Genomic DNA, 16,572 nt, shown 5'->3' with positions numbered 1-16,572 from the left:
TTAGAACAGCTCGTGCAAGTGGGGGATCGAGGTTTGCGCGCCGGGCTTGGTGACGCTCCAGGCGGCCGCGCGCTGGCCTTGCTGGATGGATTCCGCCTCGTCCATGCCGGACGCCAGGCCCGCGACAAAGCCGCCGATGAAGGTGTCGCCGGCGGCCGTCGTGTCGACGGCTTGCACCGCTTCGGCAGGAAACGTGAAATCGCCGCCATACAGGGACGCATGCACGCCCTTGGAGCCGAGCGTGATGATGACGTTGTCGCTGCCCAGCTTTTGCAGCGCCGCCGCCAGCGCCTGGGCATCGGCGCCATCCGGGCTGACGCCGGCCAGCATGGCCGCTTCGATTTCATTCGGAATCAGGTAGTCGACCAGTTCCAGCACGCCTTCCGGCAAGCTGGCCGCCGGGGCCGGGTTCAGCACCACGGTCTTGCCCAGCGAACGGGCCAGTTTGATGGCGTGCACGACGGTGGCCATCGGCGTTTCCAGCTGCAGCACGACGATGTCCGCCTGCTCGATCAGCTCTTTCGCCGCGTCGATGTGCGCGGGGCTGAGCAGATCGTTGGCGCCGCCGGCGATCACGATGCTGTTCTGGCCGTTGTCGTCGACGAGGATGGAAGCGATGCCGGAAGCGACGCCCGGCAAGGTGGTGACGTGGCTGTCGATGATGCCGTCGCCCACCAGCGCCGCGCGCAAGGTCGCGCCGAAGGCGTCGTCGCCCACGCAGCCGATCATGGCCACTTGCTGGGCGCCCGCCACCTTGCCGCTCAGGCGCGCGCAGGCCACGGCCTGGTTGGCGCCCTTGCCGCCAGGAATAGTTCTAAACGCGCCGCCCGTCAGGGTTTCGCCGGGCAGGGGCATGCGCGGCACGCGCAAGACCAGGTCCATATTGATGCTGCCGATAACCACGATCATGATGTCATTCCCATCAGTTCAGTTGCAGGAGAAGAAGTAGGTACTGCAGAAGGTACGGTGGCGGCCACGCTGGAGCCGCGCACGTGCAGCTCGGGTGCGATGCTGCGCTGCTGGCGCGGCAAGGCGGGGTCGGCGATGCGCGCCAGCAGGCACGCGGCCGTGATGCGGCCCAGCTCGCGCGTGTTCTGCGCCACGCTGGTCAAGGCCGGATGCACGAAGCTGGCCAGGTCGATATCGTCGAAGCCGACGACGGCCAGTTCGCCGGGCACGGCGATGCCCCGCTCGGCGGCGGCGCGCAGGGCGCCAAAGGCCATCAAATCATTGCAGCAGAACAAGGCGTCCGGACGCTGGCCTTGCGGCAGCGCCAGCAAGTCCAGCGCGGCCGCATAACCGCCCGCGCTCGTAAAATCGCCATGCACGCACAGGGCGTCGGCCAGGGTCACGCCCGCGTCCGCCATGGCGCTGCGCGCGCCGGCGATGCGCTCGTTGGAAATGCTCACTTCGCGGGGACCGGCAATGCAGGCGAGGCGCCGGCGTCCCAGTCCCAGCAGATGGCGCGCGGCCAAGGATCCCCCGGCGCGGTTGTCGACGGCCACCGCATCGATGGCCAGGTCGCTGGGCGCGCGGTCGAGCAGCACGGCCGGCACCTTCATCTTGCGCAGCAGTTCGCCATCGCTGTCGGCCAGCGCGGACAAAATCAGGCCGTCGCAACGCTTGGTCAGCAGCACGTTCAGGTAATCGCGCTGCTTGACGGGATCGTCATCGGAATTGCACAGGATCACGCTGTAGCCGGCCGCGTAGCAGCTGTCCTCGATGCCGCGCGCCACTTCCGAGAAATACGGGTTCGTATTGTTCGGAATGATCAGGCCGATGGTGCCCGTGCTGCGGCTGCGCAGGGAACGCGCCAGCGCGCTGGGCACGTAATGCAATTGTTCCGCCGCCGCCAGCACGGCGCGGCGCGCCTCGTCGCTGACGGGACGGGTATTGTTGAGGACGTGCGAGACGGTGGTAAACGATACCCCCGCCGCCTGCGCCACTTGCTTGATGGTTGCCATGGGCCGGTATTATGAACGCTCGCCGCGGCGGCGGTAAGTGTCGAGCACAACGGCGGCGACGATCACCAGGCCCGTGACGATGCGTTTCACGGGTTCCGACACGCCCACCTGCGCCAGGCCCGCTTCCAGCACGGAAATGATCAATACGCCGATAAAGGTGCTGATGACGGAACCGCGCCCGCCCATCAGGCTCGTGCCGCCGATCACGACGGCGGCGATCACCTGCAATTCCATGCCCACGCCGCCGTTCGGGTCGGCCGCTTCCAGGCGCGACACCTGGAACAGCGCGCCCACGCCGGCAAGAAAGCCCATCAGGGCAAACACCAGCACTTTCGACGGTTTTGTATTGATGCCGGACAAACGCACGGCTTCTTCATTCGTGCCGATACCGATCCAGTGGCGTCCCAGCACCGTGCGCGTGAGCACCAGGTGGCCGATGACGACGATGGCGATCGAGGCGATGAAGGCGGGCGACAGGCCGAACGCAATGGGCGAGCTGATGCCGTCGACGGCGCTGCCGATGTATTCCGTGCGCGAATTGGTCACTTGGTAAGCCAATCCCCGCGCCATTTCCAGCACGCCCAAGGACACAATGAAGGAGGGGATGCGCCAGCCGACGGAAATGAGGCCCGTCGTCGCGCCGCACAGGGCGGCGACGAACATGCCCAGCAGGGCGGCGCTCCACACGGGCCAGCCCCAGTGCACGACGGCCAAGGACAGCACGGAGGCGGCCAGCGCCATCACGGAACCGACGGACAAATCGATGCCGCCGATGATCAGCACGAACGTCATGCCGACGGCCATCACGACCAGGGTTGGGATGTTGTTCGACAGGGTGCTGAGGGTAGCCAATGTAAAAAAGTTTTCGCTGGCAAACGAGAACAGCACGCACATGGCCAGCAAGGCGCCGATCAGGCCCGCATAGTTTTTCAGGTCGGCCAGGCTGCGCTGCAGATACGAAGGAGAGGAGTTGGAGGTCATGGGAATCTTTCCGGCGATCAGGCCGCAGCTGGAGTGGAGTTGGGGGTCAAATAGCCGGAGAAGGCGGCCGACAGCAGCGCGTCCTGGCTCCAGGCACCGCGCTCGAAGGTGTCGACGATGCTGCCGGCGCTCATGACGGCGATGCGGTCGCAGATCAGCATCAGTTCGCGCAAGTCGCTCGACACGATGACGAGGCCCTTGCCCTGGCGCGCCTGTTCGGCCAGCACCTGATAAATATCAAACTTGGCGCCGATATCGATGCCGCGCGTGGGTTCGTCGAACAGCATCACGGGGCAGTCGCGGTACAGCCAGCGGGCGATCACCACCTTTTGCTGGTTGCCGCCGGACAGCTCGGCCACCGTTTGCGCGCTGTTGCGCGAGCGGATGCCCAGGCGCTGGATGTAATCGTCGGCCACCGACGCTTCGGCCGCGTCGTTGAGCCAGCCTGCGCCACTGACGGTGTCGAGCGAGGCCAGGGTCGTGTTGACGGCGATGGACTGGCGCAGCAACAAGCCCTGGCCCTTGCGGTCTTCCGTGATCATGGCGATGCCGGCTTGCACGGCCGCCTGCGGCGAGTGCAAGGCGGCAGGGACTTCGCTGTCGCCGAGGAACACGTCGCCGGCGTCCGCGCGGTCGGCGCCGAAGATCAAACGCAGCAATTCCGTGCGGCCAGAGCCGATGAGGCCGGCGATACCGAGGATTTCGCCGGCGCGCAAGTCGAACGAGGTCGGGTTGACGACCTTGCCGCGCGCCAGGCCCCGCACGCGCAGCAGCGGCGCCCCTAAGGTGCGGCCGCTCAGGTCGACCGCGTCGTCGGCCGAGCGGCCCACCATCAGGCTGACCAGGTCGGCGGCGGAGTGGCCGGCGATATCGTCGTCGCACACGAGCTGGCCGTCGCGCAGCACGGCGATGCGGTCGGCCACGCGCTTGAGTTCTTCCAGGCGGTGGGAAATATAGATGATGCACACGCCGTCGGCCTTCAGGCGCTCGATTTGCAGGAACAGCAATTCCACTTCGCGGTGCGTCAGCATGGCCGTCGGCTCATCGAGCACCAGCAGGCGGCAGGCGCCGATCAGGTTGCGCGCGATCTCGATCATCTGCTGGTGGCCGATGCCCAGCTCGCCGACCAAGGTCCACGGGTCGAGGGCGCCCAGGCCCACTTTCTCCATCTGTTCGCGCGCGTCGCGCTCGAGACGGGCGCGGTCGATGAAGCCGAAGCGCTGCGGCAAATTCTTCAGGTACAGGTTTTCCGCGATCGACAGGGTGGGAATCAGATTGAGTTCCTGCATCACCATGCGGATGCCCAGCGCCTCGGCGGCGCCGCGCGAGGCGGGCTGGTAGGGCTTGCCGTCGAGCAACATCGTGCCCGTGGTGGCTTGCTCCAGGCCGCAGATGATCTTCGACAGGGTGCTCTTGCCGGCACCGTTCTCTCCTGTCAGCGCCAGCACCTGGCCTGGGGCGAAGCGCAAGCCCACGCCGCCCAGCACGGGGCCGACATAGGACTTGCCGATGTTATCCAGGGTCAATAGAGGGATGGCGGCTGAGGGCGCCGGGGGGATGTCGGTGGGCATGATAAAACTCCGCGGAAAAAGACGGCGGGGCCGGCGCCGCAGCCTCAGGAAGAGACGCGGACGCTGGCCCCGGCGGGATCAGACGATCAGGACTTGGCGCCCTTGGCGACCAGTTCGACCTTGGTTTCGATGACGCCACCGAGATCGGCCTGTTTCTTCTTCTGCGCCAGGGCTTTGAGCACGGTGTCGATGCCGAACACGGCTTGCTGCGAACCGAACTGGTCGGCGGTAGCCAGCACGCGGCCATCGGCCAGCATCGGCTTGATGGCGTTGATGTTGTCGTAGCCGACGACGAGCACTTTGCCCGTCTTGCCGGCCGCCTTGATGGCGGACACGGCGCCGATGGCCATGTTGTCGTTACCGCACAGCAAAGCCTTGATATTCGGGTTGGCGTTCAGCATGGCGGCCGCCACCGTGTTGGCAGGGGCGATTTCCCACTGGCCCGACTGTACGCTGACGACTTTCGCGCCGGCCGCGTTCATCGCGTCCTGGAAGCCCAGGGTGCGCTGCTGCGCGTTGTAGGTGGTCGACACGCCTTCGATGATGCCGACGGGGTCGCCCTTCTTGATCTGCTTGGCCAGGAAGTCGCCGACGACCTTGGCGCCCTTGCGGTTGTCCGGGCCGACGAACGGCACGCTGATGCCCTTCTCTTTCAGCGCGCCATCGTCGAGCTTGTTGTCGATATTGACGACGATGATGCCCGCGTCGATGGCTTTCTTCAGCACCGGCACCAGCGCCTTCGAGTCGGCCGGGGCGATCACCAGCGCGTTGACGCGCGAGACGATCATTTGCTCGACCAGCTTGATCTGGCTCGACGTATCCGTTTCATCCTTGATGCCGTTCGACAGCAGGTCGTACTTGGCGGCATTGGCCTTCTGATGCGCCTTGGCGCCATTTTCCATGGTCAGGAAAAATTCATTGGCGAGCGACTTCATCACCAATGCCACCTTCGGTTTGGCTGGCGTCTGCGCCATCGCCGGCACGGCGGGCAAGGCACATACCAGGACAGCGGCGGCAATCATTTTCAGGCGAATACGGGATGTCATGAGCGTCTCCAGAGTGGTTGGTCAAGCACGTGTACTGCATGCTTTTGTGGAAATTCGTTGCGCGCAAACGTTTGCGCGAAGCGAATAGTGCCTCAATGCCCCATATCAGTGCAAGCAAAACTGTATGTGCGGTGCAGCAAAAAGGGAGCGCCCAGAGGGAAAGGGGCAGGCCGACGCGGTCGGCCTGCCGAGGGGAAATACGCGCAAGTCAGGCGTTTGTTGCGGGACGGGCGCTGGCCCACTGCACGGCCAGCACGCTGGCCAGCACCAGCAGCAAGCCCAGCATTGACCAGCCCGTCATGGCCTGGCCCAGCAAGGCCCAGCCCAGCACGACGGCCATCAGGGGACTGAGCAGTCCCAGCGAGGAGACGGCCACGGGCGACAGCCTGGCGATGCCGCGGAACCACAAGGCGTAGGCCAGCAGGGCGCCGGCCAGGCACAGGTAGGCGTAGGCCAGCACTTGTTGCAGCGACAAGGCCGGCAGCGGGGCGTCGGCCAGCCAGGCGACGGGCGCCAGCATCAGGCCGCCGAGCAGCAATTGCCAGCCCGTCAGCGCCAGCACGGGCAAGTCCGGCTTCCAGCGCCGCGTCAGGTAGGTGCCGGCCGCCATGCACGCCGTGCCGCCCAGCGCGGCGGCGATGCCGACGGGTTCCCACACCGTGCGCGGCGACAACAACAAAACGCCCATGCCGGCCACGCCCAGCACGCTGGCAAGCAAGGCCAGGCGGGCCGGACGGCGCCCTTCCACGCCCCAGGCCAGGCCCATCACCAAGAGCGGCTGGATGGCGCCCACCACGGCCGCCAAGCCGCCCGGCAAGCGGTAGGCGGCCACGAACAGCAGCGCCTGGAATACGCCGATATTCAGCGCCGACAAAATCAGCACGCGGCCCCAGTCGCGCCGCGCGGGCAGGCGCCGCATGATCAGCAGCAACAGCAGGCCGGCCGGCAGCACGCGGATCAAGGCCGCCGTGTAGGGCCGGTCCGGCGGCAGCAGTTCGGACGTGACGATATACGTGGAACCCCAGATCAGGGGCGCCAGCGCCGTGAGCACGATATCGCCCCAGGCGGGGCGGGCAAAGGAAGAGGCCATGAAACTATCTCGACATTAAGATAAAAGACCAGTGTGGGCGCGAACTATCTTGATGTCAAGATAAGTTGACGGATGCACCGGCGCTTGGCGGGCGTAAAAAAGCCCGGCAGGGCCGGGCTTCGGGAATGAGGCAAGGCGGCACGCTGCACCGCCTGCCCGACGCTTAATCGCGCACGCGCTGCAGCACCGCGATCGGCATGCCGCCGAGCATCAGCGTGGCCGTGTTGGTGTTCTCGCTCAGCGTGATCTGCATGGCGACGTCGCCCCCCTCTTCCGACATGACCGTCACGGCATCGCCCTCGGTGGTAAACGTCACCTTGGTTTCCTTGCCGTTATCGATCACGCTGTCGCGCGTGAATTCCAGGACCGAGCCCATCGGTCCCTTCCATTTGCCCACCAGCGGATGGCCGCCAAAGCGGAACAGGCTTTTCAGCTTGTCCAGCATGCCAGCTCCTTGCGCGCCGGACGCCTGGCGCATGGCCATGGCGGCCTGGTGCAGTTGCGCGCGGTCGGTGACTTGCCATTGCTTGTCGACCAGGGCCAGCGGCAGTTGCACTTCCAGGTCGCCATGCGGCAAGTGTTGCAGGATCATTGCCCGGTCGGCCGATTTGGCGAGCCACGCCGCTTCATCGGTCAGCGCCAGGGTGGCCGTGGCCATCGCCACCTGCTGCCCGCCCATCTCGCGCACCTGCTCGTAGCCGCTGACCTTGGCCACTTTCAGGCCCTTGGCCACGCACAGCTTATTCCCGCGCAAGGCCGCCTTGCCGGGCGCGGCCAGCGCGTAGACAAATTGCGTTTGCACAATCCAGACGCCGCTGCTCTGCTCGACGGGAGCGTTGTACAAGCCGCTACGCACCAGCGCATCGAGCCATTGCCGAGTGGAACTGTCGTACGACGCCACGCGGATTTCTTCCTTCTGGTACGGCAAGTCGGTGAGGCACAGCAGCTTGTCGCGCGCCGCCTCGTCGGCCGCCAGATGGGTGTCGATGGCGCGGCCAAAACTGCTGGCCGACGCCGCTTCCGGCGCCAGCAGCCACGCCAGGGCGCCGCCGGCCACGATGACCAGCGCCAGCACGCCGCCGGCGATGACGACGTGTCGCCGCTTCACGCCGGACAGCGCCGGCGTCGCGGCCGGGACGGGTGCCGGGGCGGCGTTGACGGCCTTGCCGCACTCGTCGCAAAAGCGCGCGTCGGGCGCGTGGGCGGTGCCGCACTGTCTACAGAATTGCGCCATGGTCTGCCTTACTTGAGTTTATGCGCGCACTCGCCGCAGAACACGTCATCGGACGCGACCGGCGCCTTGCAGCTGGGGCAGTGCAGGCCGTCAGCGGGCGCAGCCGCTGGCGCTGCCGGAGCGGCTGGGGCCGCGGCCTGTTCGGCCAGGGCACGCGCGCGTTCGCGCGCTTCCTCGGCTTTTTTCTTGACCGTGGCCAGGCCGTCGTTCAGGCTCGCTTCCGAGGCGCTGAAATCGACGTTGCGCGTGGCGTTCAGGTAAATGATGCACACGCCCTTGCTGAAGATCAAACCCGGCACCACGGCCGCGGCCGCCATCAGCAAACCGCCGCCGAGGCCGGCTGCGATGATGTAGCCGGAACCGCCACTGAAACCCGAAGCCAGGGAATACATGTTCATCTGGCCGCCCAGGCCCAGGATGCCGGCCGACATGCCCGTCGTCAGCGACACGCCCGTGCCCACTACGCCAAAGATCAGCAGTGCCACGAACGCGGTGATCAGGAACAGCAGCACTTCCAGCAGGATCACCGACACCAGCTTGGTGCGCACGATCTGGTTCAGGCGGGCAATGATCTGGAACACGGTGGCACCCGACCAAGCGGCGGGGCCGGCCAGCGGCAGCATCACGTAGAACAGGGCAAACACCAGCACGCCCAGCACGATGGCCGACAGCGGGAAGACGACCGTGTACAGCACGGGACCGAGCACGGGAATCTTGCAGAGGAACAAGATGATGGCGATGGCGATCATGGCCGCCAGCACAATCAGAAATTCCAGGAACACGACCGCGATCAGGCGGTGGCTCGTGTACAGCGAGACGAGCACGGCATCCACCAGGCTCATGCCCGGCTGGCCCTGCGCATCGCGCATCAGCAGGATGCCCACGGCGTTGGAACCGTAAAACATCACGAGGAAGGCCATCAGGCCGCCCAGGAAGCCCAGCAAAACACTGCCCATGCTGCCGGCGAGCATCGTCAGCACGCCACCGACGAGCACGGCGCCGATGAAGGTCAGGGCCAGCAGGGCAATCGCGCGGAAATTCCTGATGGCGTCGGTCGCTTCGATCAGCGAGCCCACGGCGGAGGAAAAGGGAAGAGGGTTATGTGCTTCTGTGGAAATGGTCATGTAAAGCCTAGTGGAAATGAATCGGGAGGGGACGGCCTGCCTGGCCGCCCCGTGCTACCAAGGTGTTAGTAGGCGAGAGCCAGTTGCAGCTCACTCACGGGCGCCTGGCGCTGGACGATCTGCAGCTTGACGTCCTGGCCGCCGACGCGCTTGCTATTCAGGTACAGGGCCGTGCGCACCGGGTAAATGCCCTGCGGCACGCCTTCAGGCATGGGAATCGAGAAGCCGCCCTTGTAGGCACCGCTGCCGTTGTTGCTGCTGACCACCTTGCGCACGGTCTTGATCAGCTCGCCATTTGGCTTGTACAGGCTCAATTCCTCTTCCACCAGCGGGTTCGGATCGCGCGTGCCGGCCGCCACTTCGATATACGAATTGGTCTGCGCCTTCTGGCCCGGACGCACGGAGGATGGCGTAAAGCCCGTCTCGTACTTCACCAGGGTCGACTGTTCGGGCAGCTTGCCCTTGTTGGCCACCTTGTAGTCGGCTTGCACCTGCTGCGACGTCTTGACTTGCTGGCTTTGATAATTCAAGGCCACGCAGGCGAGCGCGCCCAGGCTGGCGCCCAGCGCCGCGCCGCGCACGGTATTGTTGCCGCCGCCCAGCAAGCCGCCCACGACGGCGCCGATGCCGGCCAGCATGGCCGTGTTGCACTCGCCGCTGGCCGCTTCCGTGCCTGCGGTGGTGGTATTGCCCGTGGCGCCAGGGCCGCCCGGCGCGGCGCAACCGGCCAGCATCGAGGACACGACCAGCAGCGCCACCATGGGCTTGGCAATTTGTTTCAAGTTTTTCACGTTATTCTCCAGGAGTATCAAAATAGGAAGGGAAGGCAAGCCGCGCGGCTTACTCGATCTGGATTTGCGACAGCGCCTTGTCCTGCGCCTCTTTCGCCTTGCGCTTGATGTCGAGCGCATGGCGGTTGCCCGTGTCCATGCGCAACACGGCATTCGCGTTGGCGATGGCACAGTCGTACTTGCGCTGGCTCATGCAGTGGCTCGCTTCCGACAGGCTGTCCGTGATCACGCTTTCCAGGCCGCTAGTCTGTTTGACAGGCGCCGGTGGCGGTGTCACCTTGACGGGCTTGGCCGGTTTTTCCGCGACGGGAGCCGGTTTTTCCACAGCCGGGGCCGGGGCGGGTGCGGGCACCGGCTCGGGGGCGGGCGCGGCGACAGGCGCCGGGGCGGGCGCAGCAGGCGCAACGGCAGGCTCGGCCGCCGTCGCGCCGTCGAGCGCCGGGTCGCTGATGGCCATTGGCTGCTCGGCGGCAGGCGCAGGGTCCGCCAGCGCTGGAACAACGGGTTCCGGCGCCGGCGCTGCCGGCTTGCTTGAGAGAAAATAGTAAGCGCCCGCACCACCCAGCAATACCACCGCTGCGACGGCTGCGGCAATCAGTTGCATGCGGCCGCCAGCCGGTGGGCTGTCCACCGGCACATCGGGCGCGGGAGCTGGTTCTGCCACGGGAGCAGGTGCCGGTGCGGGTGCGGGATCGGCACGGCGCTTTTCCAGCACGGGCGGCGGCGGCGCGACTGGCTGCGGGATGGCAACGGGCACGGGTTCAGCGACAGCTTGCGCGACCACCTCTGCCACTGGCGCCGGCTCAGGAACGACCGCATTCACTGGCTCAGGAATCGGCGCCGAAACAGGTGCCGCAACAGGTGCCGGCGACGCCACTGGGGCCACGGCAAAGCTGAACGCGCACTTGGGGCAGAACTTGGCATCGGGCTTGCATTCATGGCCGCACTGGCCACAGGATTTGCCCGGTACCGGGGCGGCGGCGGGAACAACGGCAAACGTGGTGCCGCAGGAAGAACAGAATTTGGCGCCCGGCTTATTCTCGGCCTGGCAGGAAAGGCATTTCAATTGGCATCTCTTTTCATATCAACGCTGGGAGTCGCGTACGCTGGCGATTGCCAGAAAGGCAGCTTTGTTGCCGTACGGCTAAATATCCAACGAGTATATTTTCAAACACCAAGTTGCCACAAGGGAAAATTGCCTTTTGCTCTATTCAATTTTTAAATATTGGTAAAAATCCCGCCGCCATGGCGTGCCATGCCCCATCCTGGTGCGCCCATAACAAAAAACCCGGCAACGCAGTACGCGTTGCCGGGTTTTCAGTCGAAGCCCGAAGGCCGAAGACCGAAGACCGTTTATTTGCGTCCGCCCCGTGCCGGTGCGGCATGGCCGCCCTTGGCCGGCGGCTTGCCGCCACGGCCCATCGGCGCGGCGGCCGGCTTGGCCTTCGTCTTGATGGTCGAGAGTATCGATGGACGCACCTTCGATTCGACGGCGGTCGCCTTCGGCGCCGCTGCCGTGCCGCCCAGGGCGATGCGGTTCTTGCCCGGCGTGACCTTGAACTTGTCCGGCGTGCCGGCGCCATGCGTCTGACGGCTGCGTTCGCCAGCGGCCAGGCCGCCCGACTCGGACGAGGTCCAGGCCGGTATCAAATGCTTGTCGCCATTGCCGATCAAGTCGCCACGGCCCATGTTGACCAGCGCTTCGCGCAGGATCGGCCAGTTGGCCGGGTCCTGGTAGCGCAGGAAGGCTTTATGGGTGCGGCGGATCTTGCCGCTGCGCGCCGTTTCCACCACTTCCGAGTCGGCTGTCACCTTGCGCAGGGGATTCTTGCGCGTGTGATACATGGTCGTCGCCATCGCCATCGGCGTGGGCATGAAGGTCTGCACCTGGTCCAGCTTGAAATTGTTTTTCTTCAGCCACAGGGCCAGGTTCAGCATGTCCGTGTCCGTCGTGCCCGGATGGGCGGCGATGAAATACGGGATCAGGTATTGCTTCTTGCCTGCTTCCAAGGAGAAACGGTCGAACATTTCCTTGAATTCGTCGTAGGCGCCGATGCCGGGCTTCATCATCTTCGATAACGTCCCCTCTTCCGTGTGCTCGGGCGCGATCTTCAGCAGGCCGCCCACGTGGTGCGTCACCAGTTCCTTGACGTACTCGGGCGAACGCACGGCCAGGTCGTAGCGCAAGCCCGAGCTGATCAGCACTTTCTTGATGCCGGGAATGGCGCGCGCCTTGCGGTACAGCGAGATCAGCTTGCTGTGGTCCGTGCCCAGGTTGACGCAGATGGACGGGTACACGCAGGACAGGCGGCGGCACGACACTTCAATCTCTTTTTCCTTGCAAGCGAGGCGGTACATATTCGCCGTCGGGCCACCCATATCGGAAATAGTGCCCGTAAAGCCTTTGGTTTTATCGCGGATATGTTCGATTTCGCGCAGGATCGATGGCTCCGAACGGCTCTGGATGATGCGGCCTTCGTGCTCCGTGATCGAGCAGAAGGTGCAGCCGCCGAAGCAGCCGCGCATGATGTTAACGGAAAAGCGGATCATTTCCCAGGCGGGAATATGCGCCTTGCCATAGCTCGGGTGCGGGGCGCGCGCGTAATTCATGTCGTACACGCCATCCATTTCGTCCATGGCCAGCGGCAGCGGCGGCGGATTGAGCCACACGTCGCGCTCGCCGTGCGCCTGCACCATGGCACGGGCATTGCCGGGATTCGATTCCAGGTGGAACACGCGCGAAGCGTGCGCATACATCACGGGGTCATCCTTGACGACGTCGTAGGCGGGCAGGCGCACGACGGTCTTGTCGTGCTTTTCCTTGGCCATGGCCAGGCGTTCTTCGCGGCTCATGATGCGGATCGGCTTGATGACTTCGGCCGATTTCGACGCATTTTCCGTGGCGCAGGCGGTCTTGTCTTCCTGCACCATCTCGTAGGGGCTGTAGTGCGGGTCGATCTTGCCGGGCACGTCGACGCGGGTGGAATTGTGCACGCCCCAGTCGTCGCCGGGCAGCCAGCCGGACGGCACCATGAAGGCCGTGCCGCGCAGGTCGCGGATATCCTTGATGTTTTCGCCGGCGGCCAGACGGTGGGTCAGGTCGACCAGCGCCCGCTCGGCATTACCGAAAATCAACAAATCAGCCTTGGAATCGGGCAAGACGGAACGGCGGACCTTGTCCGACCAGTAATCGTAATGGGCGATGCGGCGCAAGGACGCCTCGATGCTGCCGATGACGATGGGCACGTCGGAATACGCTTCGCGCGCGCGCTGGGCGTACACGGTGACGGCGCGGTCCGGGCGCTTATTCGGTTCGGCATTCGCCGTGTAGGCGTCGTCGGAGCGGATCTTGCGGTCGGCCGTGTACTGGTTGACCATGGAATCCATGTTGCCGGCGGTAATGCCGTAGTACAGACGCGGCTTGCCGAGGATGCGGAAGGCGTCGGCCGACAGCCAGTCCGGCTGGCTGATGATGCCGACGCGATAACCCTGCGCTTCGAGCAGGCGGCCGACCAGGGCCATGCCGAAGCTCGGATGGTCGATGTAGGCATCGCCCGTGACGAGGATGACGTCGCACTGGTCCCAGCCCAGCGCGTCCATCTCGGCACGCGACATCGGCAGGAAAGGCGCCACGGCAGCGCGGGCAGACCGCTTGGGAACGGTCGCAAATAAATTGGTAGGGGAGCTCATAGGGTACGGATTGTACCGGAATTGGCCATTTCCAACCTGACGGCCTGCTTTTTACTGTTGGATTTCAGTACAAAAAACGTTTATTTTTCAATTACTTGGGAGAAACGGGGCGGCCCCGTCGGGGCAATGCGGCCCAGTGGGACGCATTGCGATCGCGTAGCGACTGACCCCGATCAGATACCCATGTTGGCTAAAATTTCACCCAATTCGCGTAAGGCCGGCTCCAGTTTCGGATGCTTGACGGCGAACTTGGCCGACAATTCCTGGCTGCGCTCGGCCAGCCCATAGGTGGTCGACTCTTCTTCCTGCTCCTGCGCGGCGCGCTTTTCCATCAGCAACTTGATGTCGACATCGAGTTTTTGCAGCAAACCATGCAGTTCTTCATCGACGGGGCCGCTGGTTTCCAGCGTCGAATGCAGTTGTTGCAGCGATTCCTTGAGTTTGCTATCCATGTTTTTTCCTGTCAGTCAGTAAATTGCGTGTCCAGGTACAGCTGTTCCACCTTGCTCCTGGCCCACGGGGTCTTGCGCAAAAACTTCAGGCTCGACTTGATGCTGGGATCGCTGATGAAGCAATTGATATCGATGTGCTTGGCCAAGCCGTCCCAGCCGTAGTGGGCGTGCAGGCGCGTCACGATACCTTCCAGGGTAATGCCATTCAAATCTTGCTGACTCATATACTCTTTCGACTGCCTTCTTGTTTACATCTTACTCAATTCTACGCCGCCGGCACGGAAAGCTTGCGTGCGCCATGTCAACGCAACGCAAGCTTCTGATGAGAACGGCTTACTTCGCGTTCAAGCCCCTGCGTTCCAGCAATGGTTCCACGGTGGCGTCGCGGCCGCGGAAGTCGCGGAACAGTTGCAGCGCATCGACGCTGCCGCCGCGCGACAGCAATTTGCTGCGGAACCAGTCGCCATTCTTGCGCGTCAGGCCGCCGTTTTCCTTGAACCAGTTGACCGATTCCGCGTCCAGCTTTTCCGACCACAGGTAGGCGTAATACGCCGCCGAGTAGCCGCCCGAGAAGCTGTGCGAGAAATACGTGGTGCGGTAGCGCGGCGGCACGGGCGCGTAATCGACACCAGCGTCTTTCAGCGATGCCGCTTCAAAGGCCAGCACATCCGTCGGGATCTGGCTCGGCGCCAGCTGGTGCCAGCGCTGGTCCAGCAGGGCCGCCGACAGGTATTCCGTCGTCATGAAACCCTGGTTGAATTTCTTCGCCGCCGTGACCTTGTCGAGCAATGCCTGCGGCATGGCCGCGCCGCTCTGGTAGTGCTTGGCGTAGTTTTGCAGCACTTCCGGCCAGACGGCCCACATTTCATTGACTTGCGACGGGTATTCGACGAAGTCGCTCGGCACGCTGGTGCCGGCAAAGCGTGGGTATTTCACGTTCGAAAACATGCCGTGCAGCGCATGGCCGAATTCGTGGAACATGGTCGTCACTTCATCGAACGTCAGCAAGGTCGGCTGGCCGGCGGGCGGCTTCGGAATGTTCAATTGGTTGGCAACGACGGGATGCGTGCCCATCAGCGCTGATTGCGATACGTATTCATTCATCCACGCGCCGCCATGCTTGTTGCCGCGCGCATAGAAATCGGCGATGAACAGGGCCAGCGGCTTGCCGTTGGCATCCAGCACGTCGTAGACGCGCACGTCCGGGTTGTACACCGGTAAATCAGTGCGTTGCTTGAAGCTGATGCCATACAACTTGTTCGCGGCAAAGAACACGCCGTTGTTCAGCACGCTGTTCAGTTCCAGGTACGGTTTCAGCTCGTTTTCATCGAAATTGAAACGCTGCTTGCGCAGCTTGTCCGTGTAGATGGCCCAGTCGGCCGCTGCCACCTGGAAGCCGCCTTTTTCCGCGTCGACCACTTGCTGCAGGTCGGCCGCTTCGCGGCGCGCGTTGGCGACGGCCGGTTTCGCCAGTTCCGACAGCAGGGTGTTGACGGCCGTCGTGGTCTTGGCCGTCTGGTCTTCCAGCGAGTACGCGGCGTAGTTGGCGTAACCGAGCAAGGTCGCCCGTTCGGCGCGCAGTTTCGCCAGCTTCAGCACAATGGCGCGGTTGTCGAACTCGCCGCCCTGGCTGCCCCGGTTCAGCGACGCATCCATCAGGCGCTGGCGTGTCTTGCGGTCCGTCAATACGGCCAGCGGTGGCTGGCCGCTGGTATTGACCAGGGCGATGACGAACTTGCCCGTCAAACCCCGTTCCTTGGCGGCCGCGGCGGCCGTGTCGATATCGCTGTCCGTCATGCCCGCCAGCTCGGCACGCGTGTCGACGACGATGCTCTTGGCATTCGTTTCCTTCAGCACGTTTTGCGCGAAGGCCGTTTCCAGGCCTGCCTGCTCGGCGTTGTAGGCTTTCAGTTTTTCCTTGTCCGCATCGGACAGCTTGGCGCCGGCGCGCACGAAATCCGTGTGATAGCGCTCGAGCAGGCGCAGGGATTCGGCATCGAGCCCCAGCTTGTCGCGCTTGGCGTACAGGGTGTCGATGCGGGTAAACAATTTCGGGTTCAAGGTGATGGCGTCGCCATGCGCGGCCAGCTTCGGCGACACGTCCACTTCCACCGCTTCCAGCACGCTGTTCGTGTTGGTCGAGGTCATATTGCTGAAGATGCTTTGCACGCGGTGCAGCAGCTGTCCCGTGCGCTCGAGGGCCACGATGGTGTTTTCAAACGTGGCCGGCTGGCGGTTGTTGGCGATCGCGTTGACTTCGGCCAGCTGGCGTTTCATGCCTTCGGCAAACGCCGGCGCGTAGTGACCATCCTTGATCAGGCCGAACTGCGGCATCTGGAATGGCAGCGGACTGGCTTTGAGCAAGGGGTTCTGGGCGCTAACGGCGGCGGCCGGTGCGGATTTCGCAGTGGCGGCCAGGGCGGAAGGAGCGGCGTGGGCCAGCATGACGCTGGCGGCGATGACGAGCAGTTGTGGACGGATCATGACATCTTTCAGGAAGCGCGGGGAAGAACCGCGATCGCGTCGCGGGCCAGTGGCAGATCATAGCAGCCTGTCACACAAGCGTCATCCAACATGGGTGATCCTGTGGTGCAGCACGCCAAATGCGCGGTTTACCACGGCGAACAAT

The 16,572-nt window shown here is 64.2% G+C and carries 14 protein-coding genes; all 14 read right to left on the bottom strand.

What is annotated here, in order from left to right; all coding sequences use genetic code 11:
- The 14 genes from rbsK to AC07VH_RS27630 all read right to left on the bottom strand — a co-directional run bounded on the left by rbsK (nucleotide 1) and on the right by AC07VH_RS27630 (nucleotide 16,427).
- Entirely contained in the window at nucleotides 1-909 is a 909-nt protein-coding gene (gene rbsK / locus AC07VH_RS27695; protein ID WP_494788917.1) for a ribokinase, read from the bottom strand.
- Entirely contained in the window at nucleotides 906-1,964 is a 1,059-nt protein-coding gene (locus AC07VH_RS27690; protein WP_494788916.1) for a LacI family DNA-binding transcriptional regulator, read from the bottom strand. Before AC07VH_RS27690 ends, rbsK begins: the two co-directional genes overlap by 4 nt.
- Before the next feature lie 9 nt (nucleotides 1,965-1,973).
- On the bottom strand, nucleotides 1,974-2,945 hold the full coding sequence (locus AC07VH_RS27685) for an ABC transporter permease (RefSeq protein WP_086146592.1): 972 nt from the start codon (nucleotides 2,943-2,945) through the stop codon (nucleotides 1,974-1,976).
- A 17-nt stretch (nucleotides 2,946-2,962) separates the two neighbouring features.
- A complete protein-coding gene (locus AC07VH_RS27680; protein WP_494788915.1) occupies nucleotides 2,963-4,516 on the bottom strand; it encodes a sugar ABC transporter ATP-binding protein in 1,554 nt (517 codons plus the stop codon).
- A gap of 86 nt (nucleotides 4,517-4,602) precedes the next feature.
- Nucleotides 4,603-5,562 carry a sugar ABC transporter substrate-binding protein gene (locus AC07VH_RS27675; RefSeq protein ID WP_475416676.1) on the bottom strand — a complete coding sequence of 320 codons (960 nt, stop codon included), beginning with the start codon at nucleotides 5,560-5,562 and terminating at the stop codon, nucleotides 4,603-4,605.
- A 208-nt stretch (nucleotides 5,563-5,770) separates the two neighbouring features.
- A complete protein-coding gene (locus AC07VH_RS27670; protein WP_494788914.1) occupies nucleotides 5,771-6,652 on the bottom strand; it encodes an EamA family transporter in 882 nt (293 codons plus the stop codon).
- Nucleotides 6,653-6,815: 163 nt separating this feature from the next.
- On the bottom strand, nucleotides 6,816-7,886 hold the full coding sequence (locus AC07VH_RS27665; RefSeq protein ID WP_494788913.1) for a zinc ribbon domain-containing protein: 1,071 nt from the start codon (nucleotides 7,884-7,886) through the stop codon (nucleotides 6,816-6,818).
- 8 nt (nucleotides 7,887-7,894) lie between these two features.
- Nucleotides 7,895-9,010: a hypothetical protein gene (locus AC07VH_RS27660; protein ID WP_494788912.1), complete on the bottom strand. Its 1,116-nt coding sequence runs from the start codon at nucleotides 9,008-9,010 to the stop codon at nucleotides 7,895-7,897.
- Nucleotides 9,011-9,075: 65 nt separating this feature from the next.
- Entirely contained in the window at nucleotides 9,076-9,801 is a 726-nt protein-coding gene (locus AC07VH_RS27655; protein ID WP_475416680.1) for a hypothetical protein, read from the bottom strand.
- Between the two features lie 49 nt (nucleotides 9,802-9,850).
- A complete protein-coding gene (locus AC07VH_RS27650; protein ID WP_494788911.1) occupies nucleotides 9,851-10,867 on the bottom strand; it encodes a zinc ribbon domain-containing protein in 1,017 nt (338 codons plus the stop codon).
- Nucleotides 10,868-11,154: 287 nt separating this feature from the next.
- Nucleotides 11,155-13,416 carry a YgiQ family radical SAM protein gene (locus AC07VH_RS27645; protein ID WP_494788971.1) on the bottom strand — a complete coding sequence of 754 codons (2,262 nt, stop codon included), beginning with the start codon at nucleotides 13,414-13,416 and terminating at the stop codon, nucleotides 11,155-11,157.
- Nucleotides 13,417-13,664: 248 nt separating this feature from the next.
- A complete protein-coding gene (locus AC07VH_RS27640; RefSeq protein ID WP_034753883.1) occupies nucleotides 13,665-13,943 on the bottom strand; it encodes a DUF4404 family protein in 279 nt (92 codons plus the stop codon).
- 11 nt (nucleotides 13,944-13,954) lie between these two features.
- Nucleotides 13,955-14,167 (bottom strand): VF530 family protein, encoded by a 213-nt coding sequence (locus tag AC07VH_RS27635; protein WP_071326083.1) that lies wholly within the window; start codon nucleotides 14,165-14,167, stop codon nucleotides 13,955-13,957.
- 109 nt (nucleotides 14,168-14,276) lie between these two features.
- The gene (locus tag AC07VH_RS27630) at nucleotides 14,277-16,427 is read right to left on the bottom strand and encodes a M3 family metallopeptidase (protein ID WP_494788910.1); all 2,151 of its coding nucleotides are present in this window, start codon (nucleotides 16,425-16,427) and stop codon (nucleotides 14,277-14,279) included.
- Nucleotides 16,428-16,572 lie beyond the last annotated feature (145 nt).

The organism is Janthinobacterium sp. GW821-FHT03C10 (genome assembly GCF_059420865.1).
This window is presented reverse-complemented; position numbering and strand designations above follow the sequence as displayed.

Bases quoted from the DNA above. Each gene is read 5' to 3' on its own strand.
- AC07VH_RS27670 (WP_494788914.1), bottom strand. From the start codon at position 6,652: ATGGCCTCTTCCTTTGCCCGCCCCGCCTGGGGCGATATCGTGCTCACG.
- AC07VH_RS27660 (WP_494788912.1), bottom strand. From the start codon at position 9,010: ATGACCATTTCCACAGAAGCACATAACCCTCTTCCCTTTTCCTCCGCC.
- AC07VH_RS27640 (WP_034753883.1), bottom strand. From the start codon at position 13,943: ATGGATAGCAAACTCAAGGAATCGCTGCAACAACTGCATTCGACGCTG.
- AC07VH_RS27630 (WP_494788910.1), bottom strand. From the start codon at position 16,427: ATGATCCGTCCACAACTGCTCGTCATCGCCGCCAGCGTCATGCTGGCC.
- AC07VH_RS27665 (WP_494788913.1), bottom strand. From the start codon at position 7,886: ATGGCGCAATTCTGTAGACAGTGCGGCACCGCCCACGCGCCCGACGCG.
- AC07VH_RS27680 (WP_494788915.1), bottom strand. From the start codon at position 4,516: ATGCCCACCGACATCCCCCCGGCGCCCTCAGCCGCCATCCCTCTATTG.
- rbsK (WP_494788917.1), bottom strand. From the start codon at position 909: ATGATCGTGGTTATCGGCAGCATCAATATGGACCTGGTCTTGCGCGTG.
- AC07VH_RS27690 (WP_494788916.1), bottom strand. From the start codon at position 1,964: ATGGCAACCATCAAGCAAGTGGCGCAGGCGGCGGGGGTATCGTTTACC.
- AC07VH_RS27685 (WP_086146592.1), bottom strand. From the start codon at position 2,945: ATGACCTCCAACTCCTCTCCTTCGTATCTGCAGCGCAGCCTGGCCGAC.
- AC07VH_RS27675 (WP_475416676.1), bottom strand. From the start codon at position 5,562: ATGACATCCCGTATTCGCCTGAAAATGATTGCCGCCGCTGTCCTGGTA.
- AC07VH_RS27635 (WP_071326083.1), bottom strand. From the start codon at position 14,167: ATGAGTCAGCAAGATTTGAATGGCATTACCCTGGAAGGTATCGTGACG.
- AC07VH_RS27645 (WP_494788971.1), bottom strand. From the start codon at position 13,416: ATGTCGCGTGCCGAGATGGACGCGCTGGGCTGGGACCAGTGCGACGTC.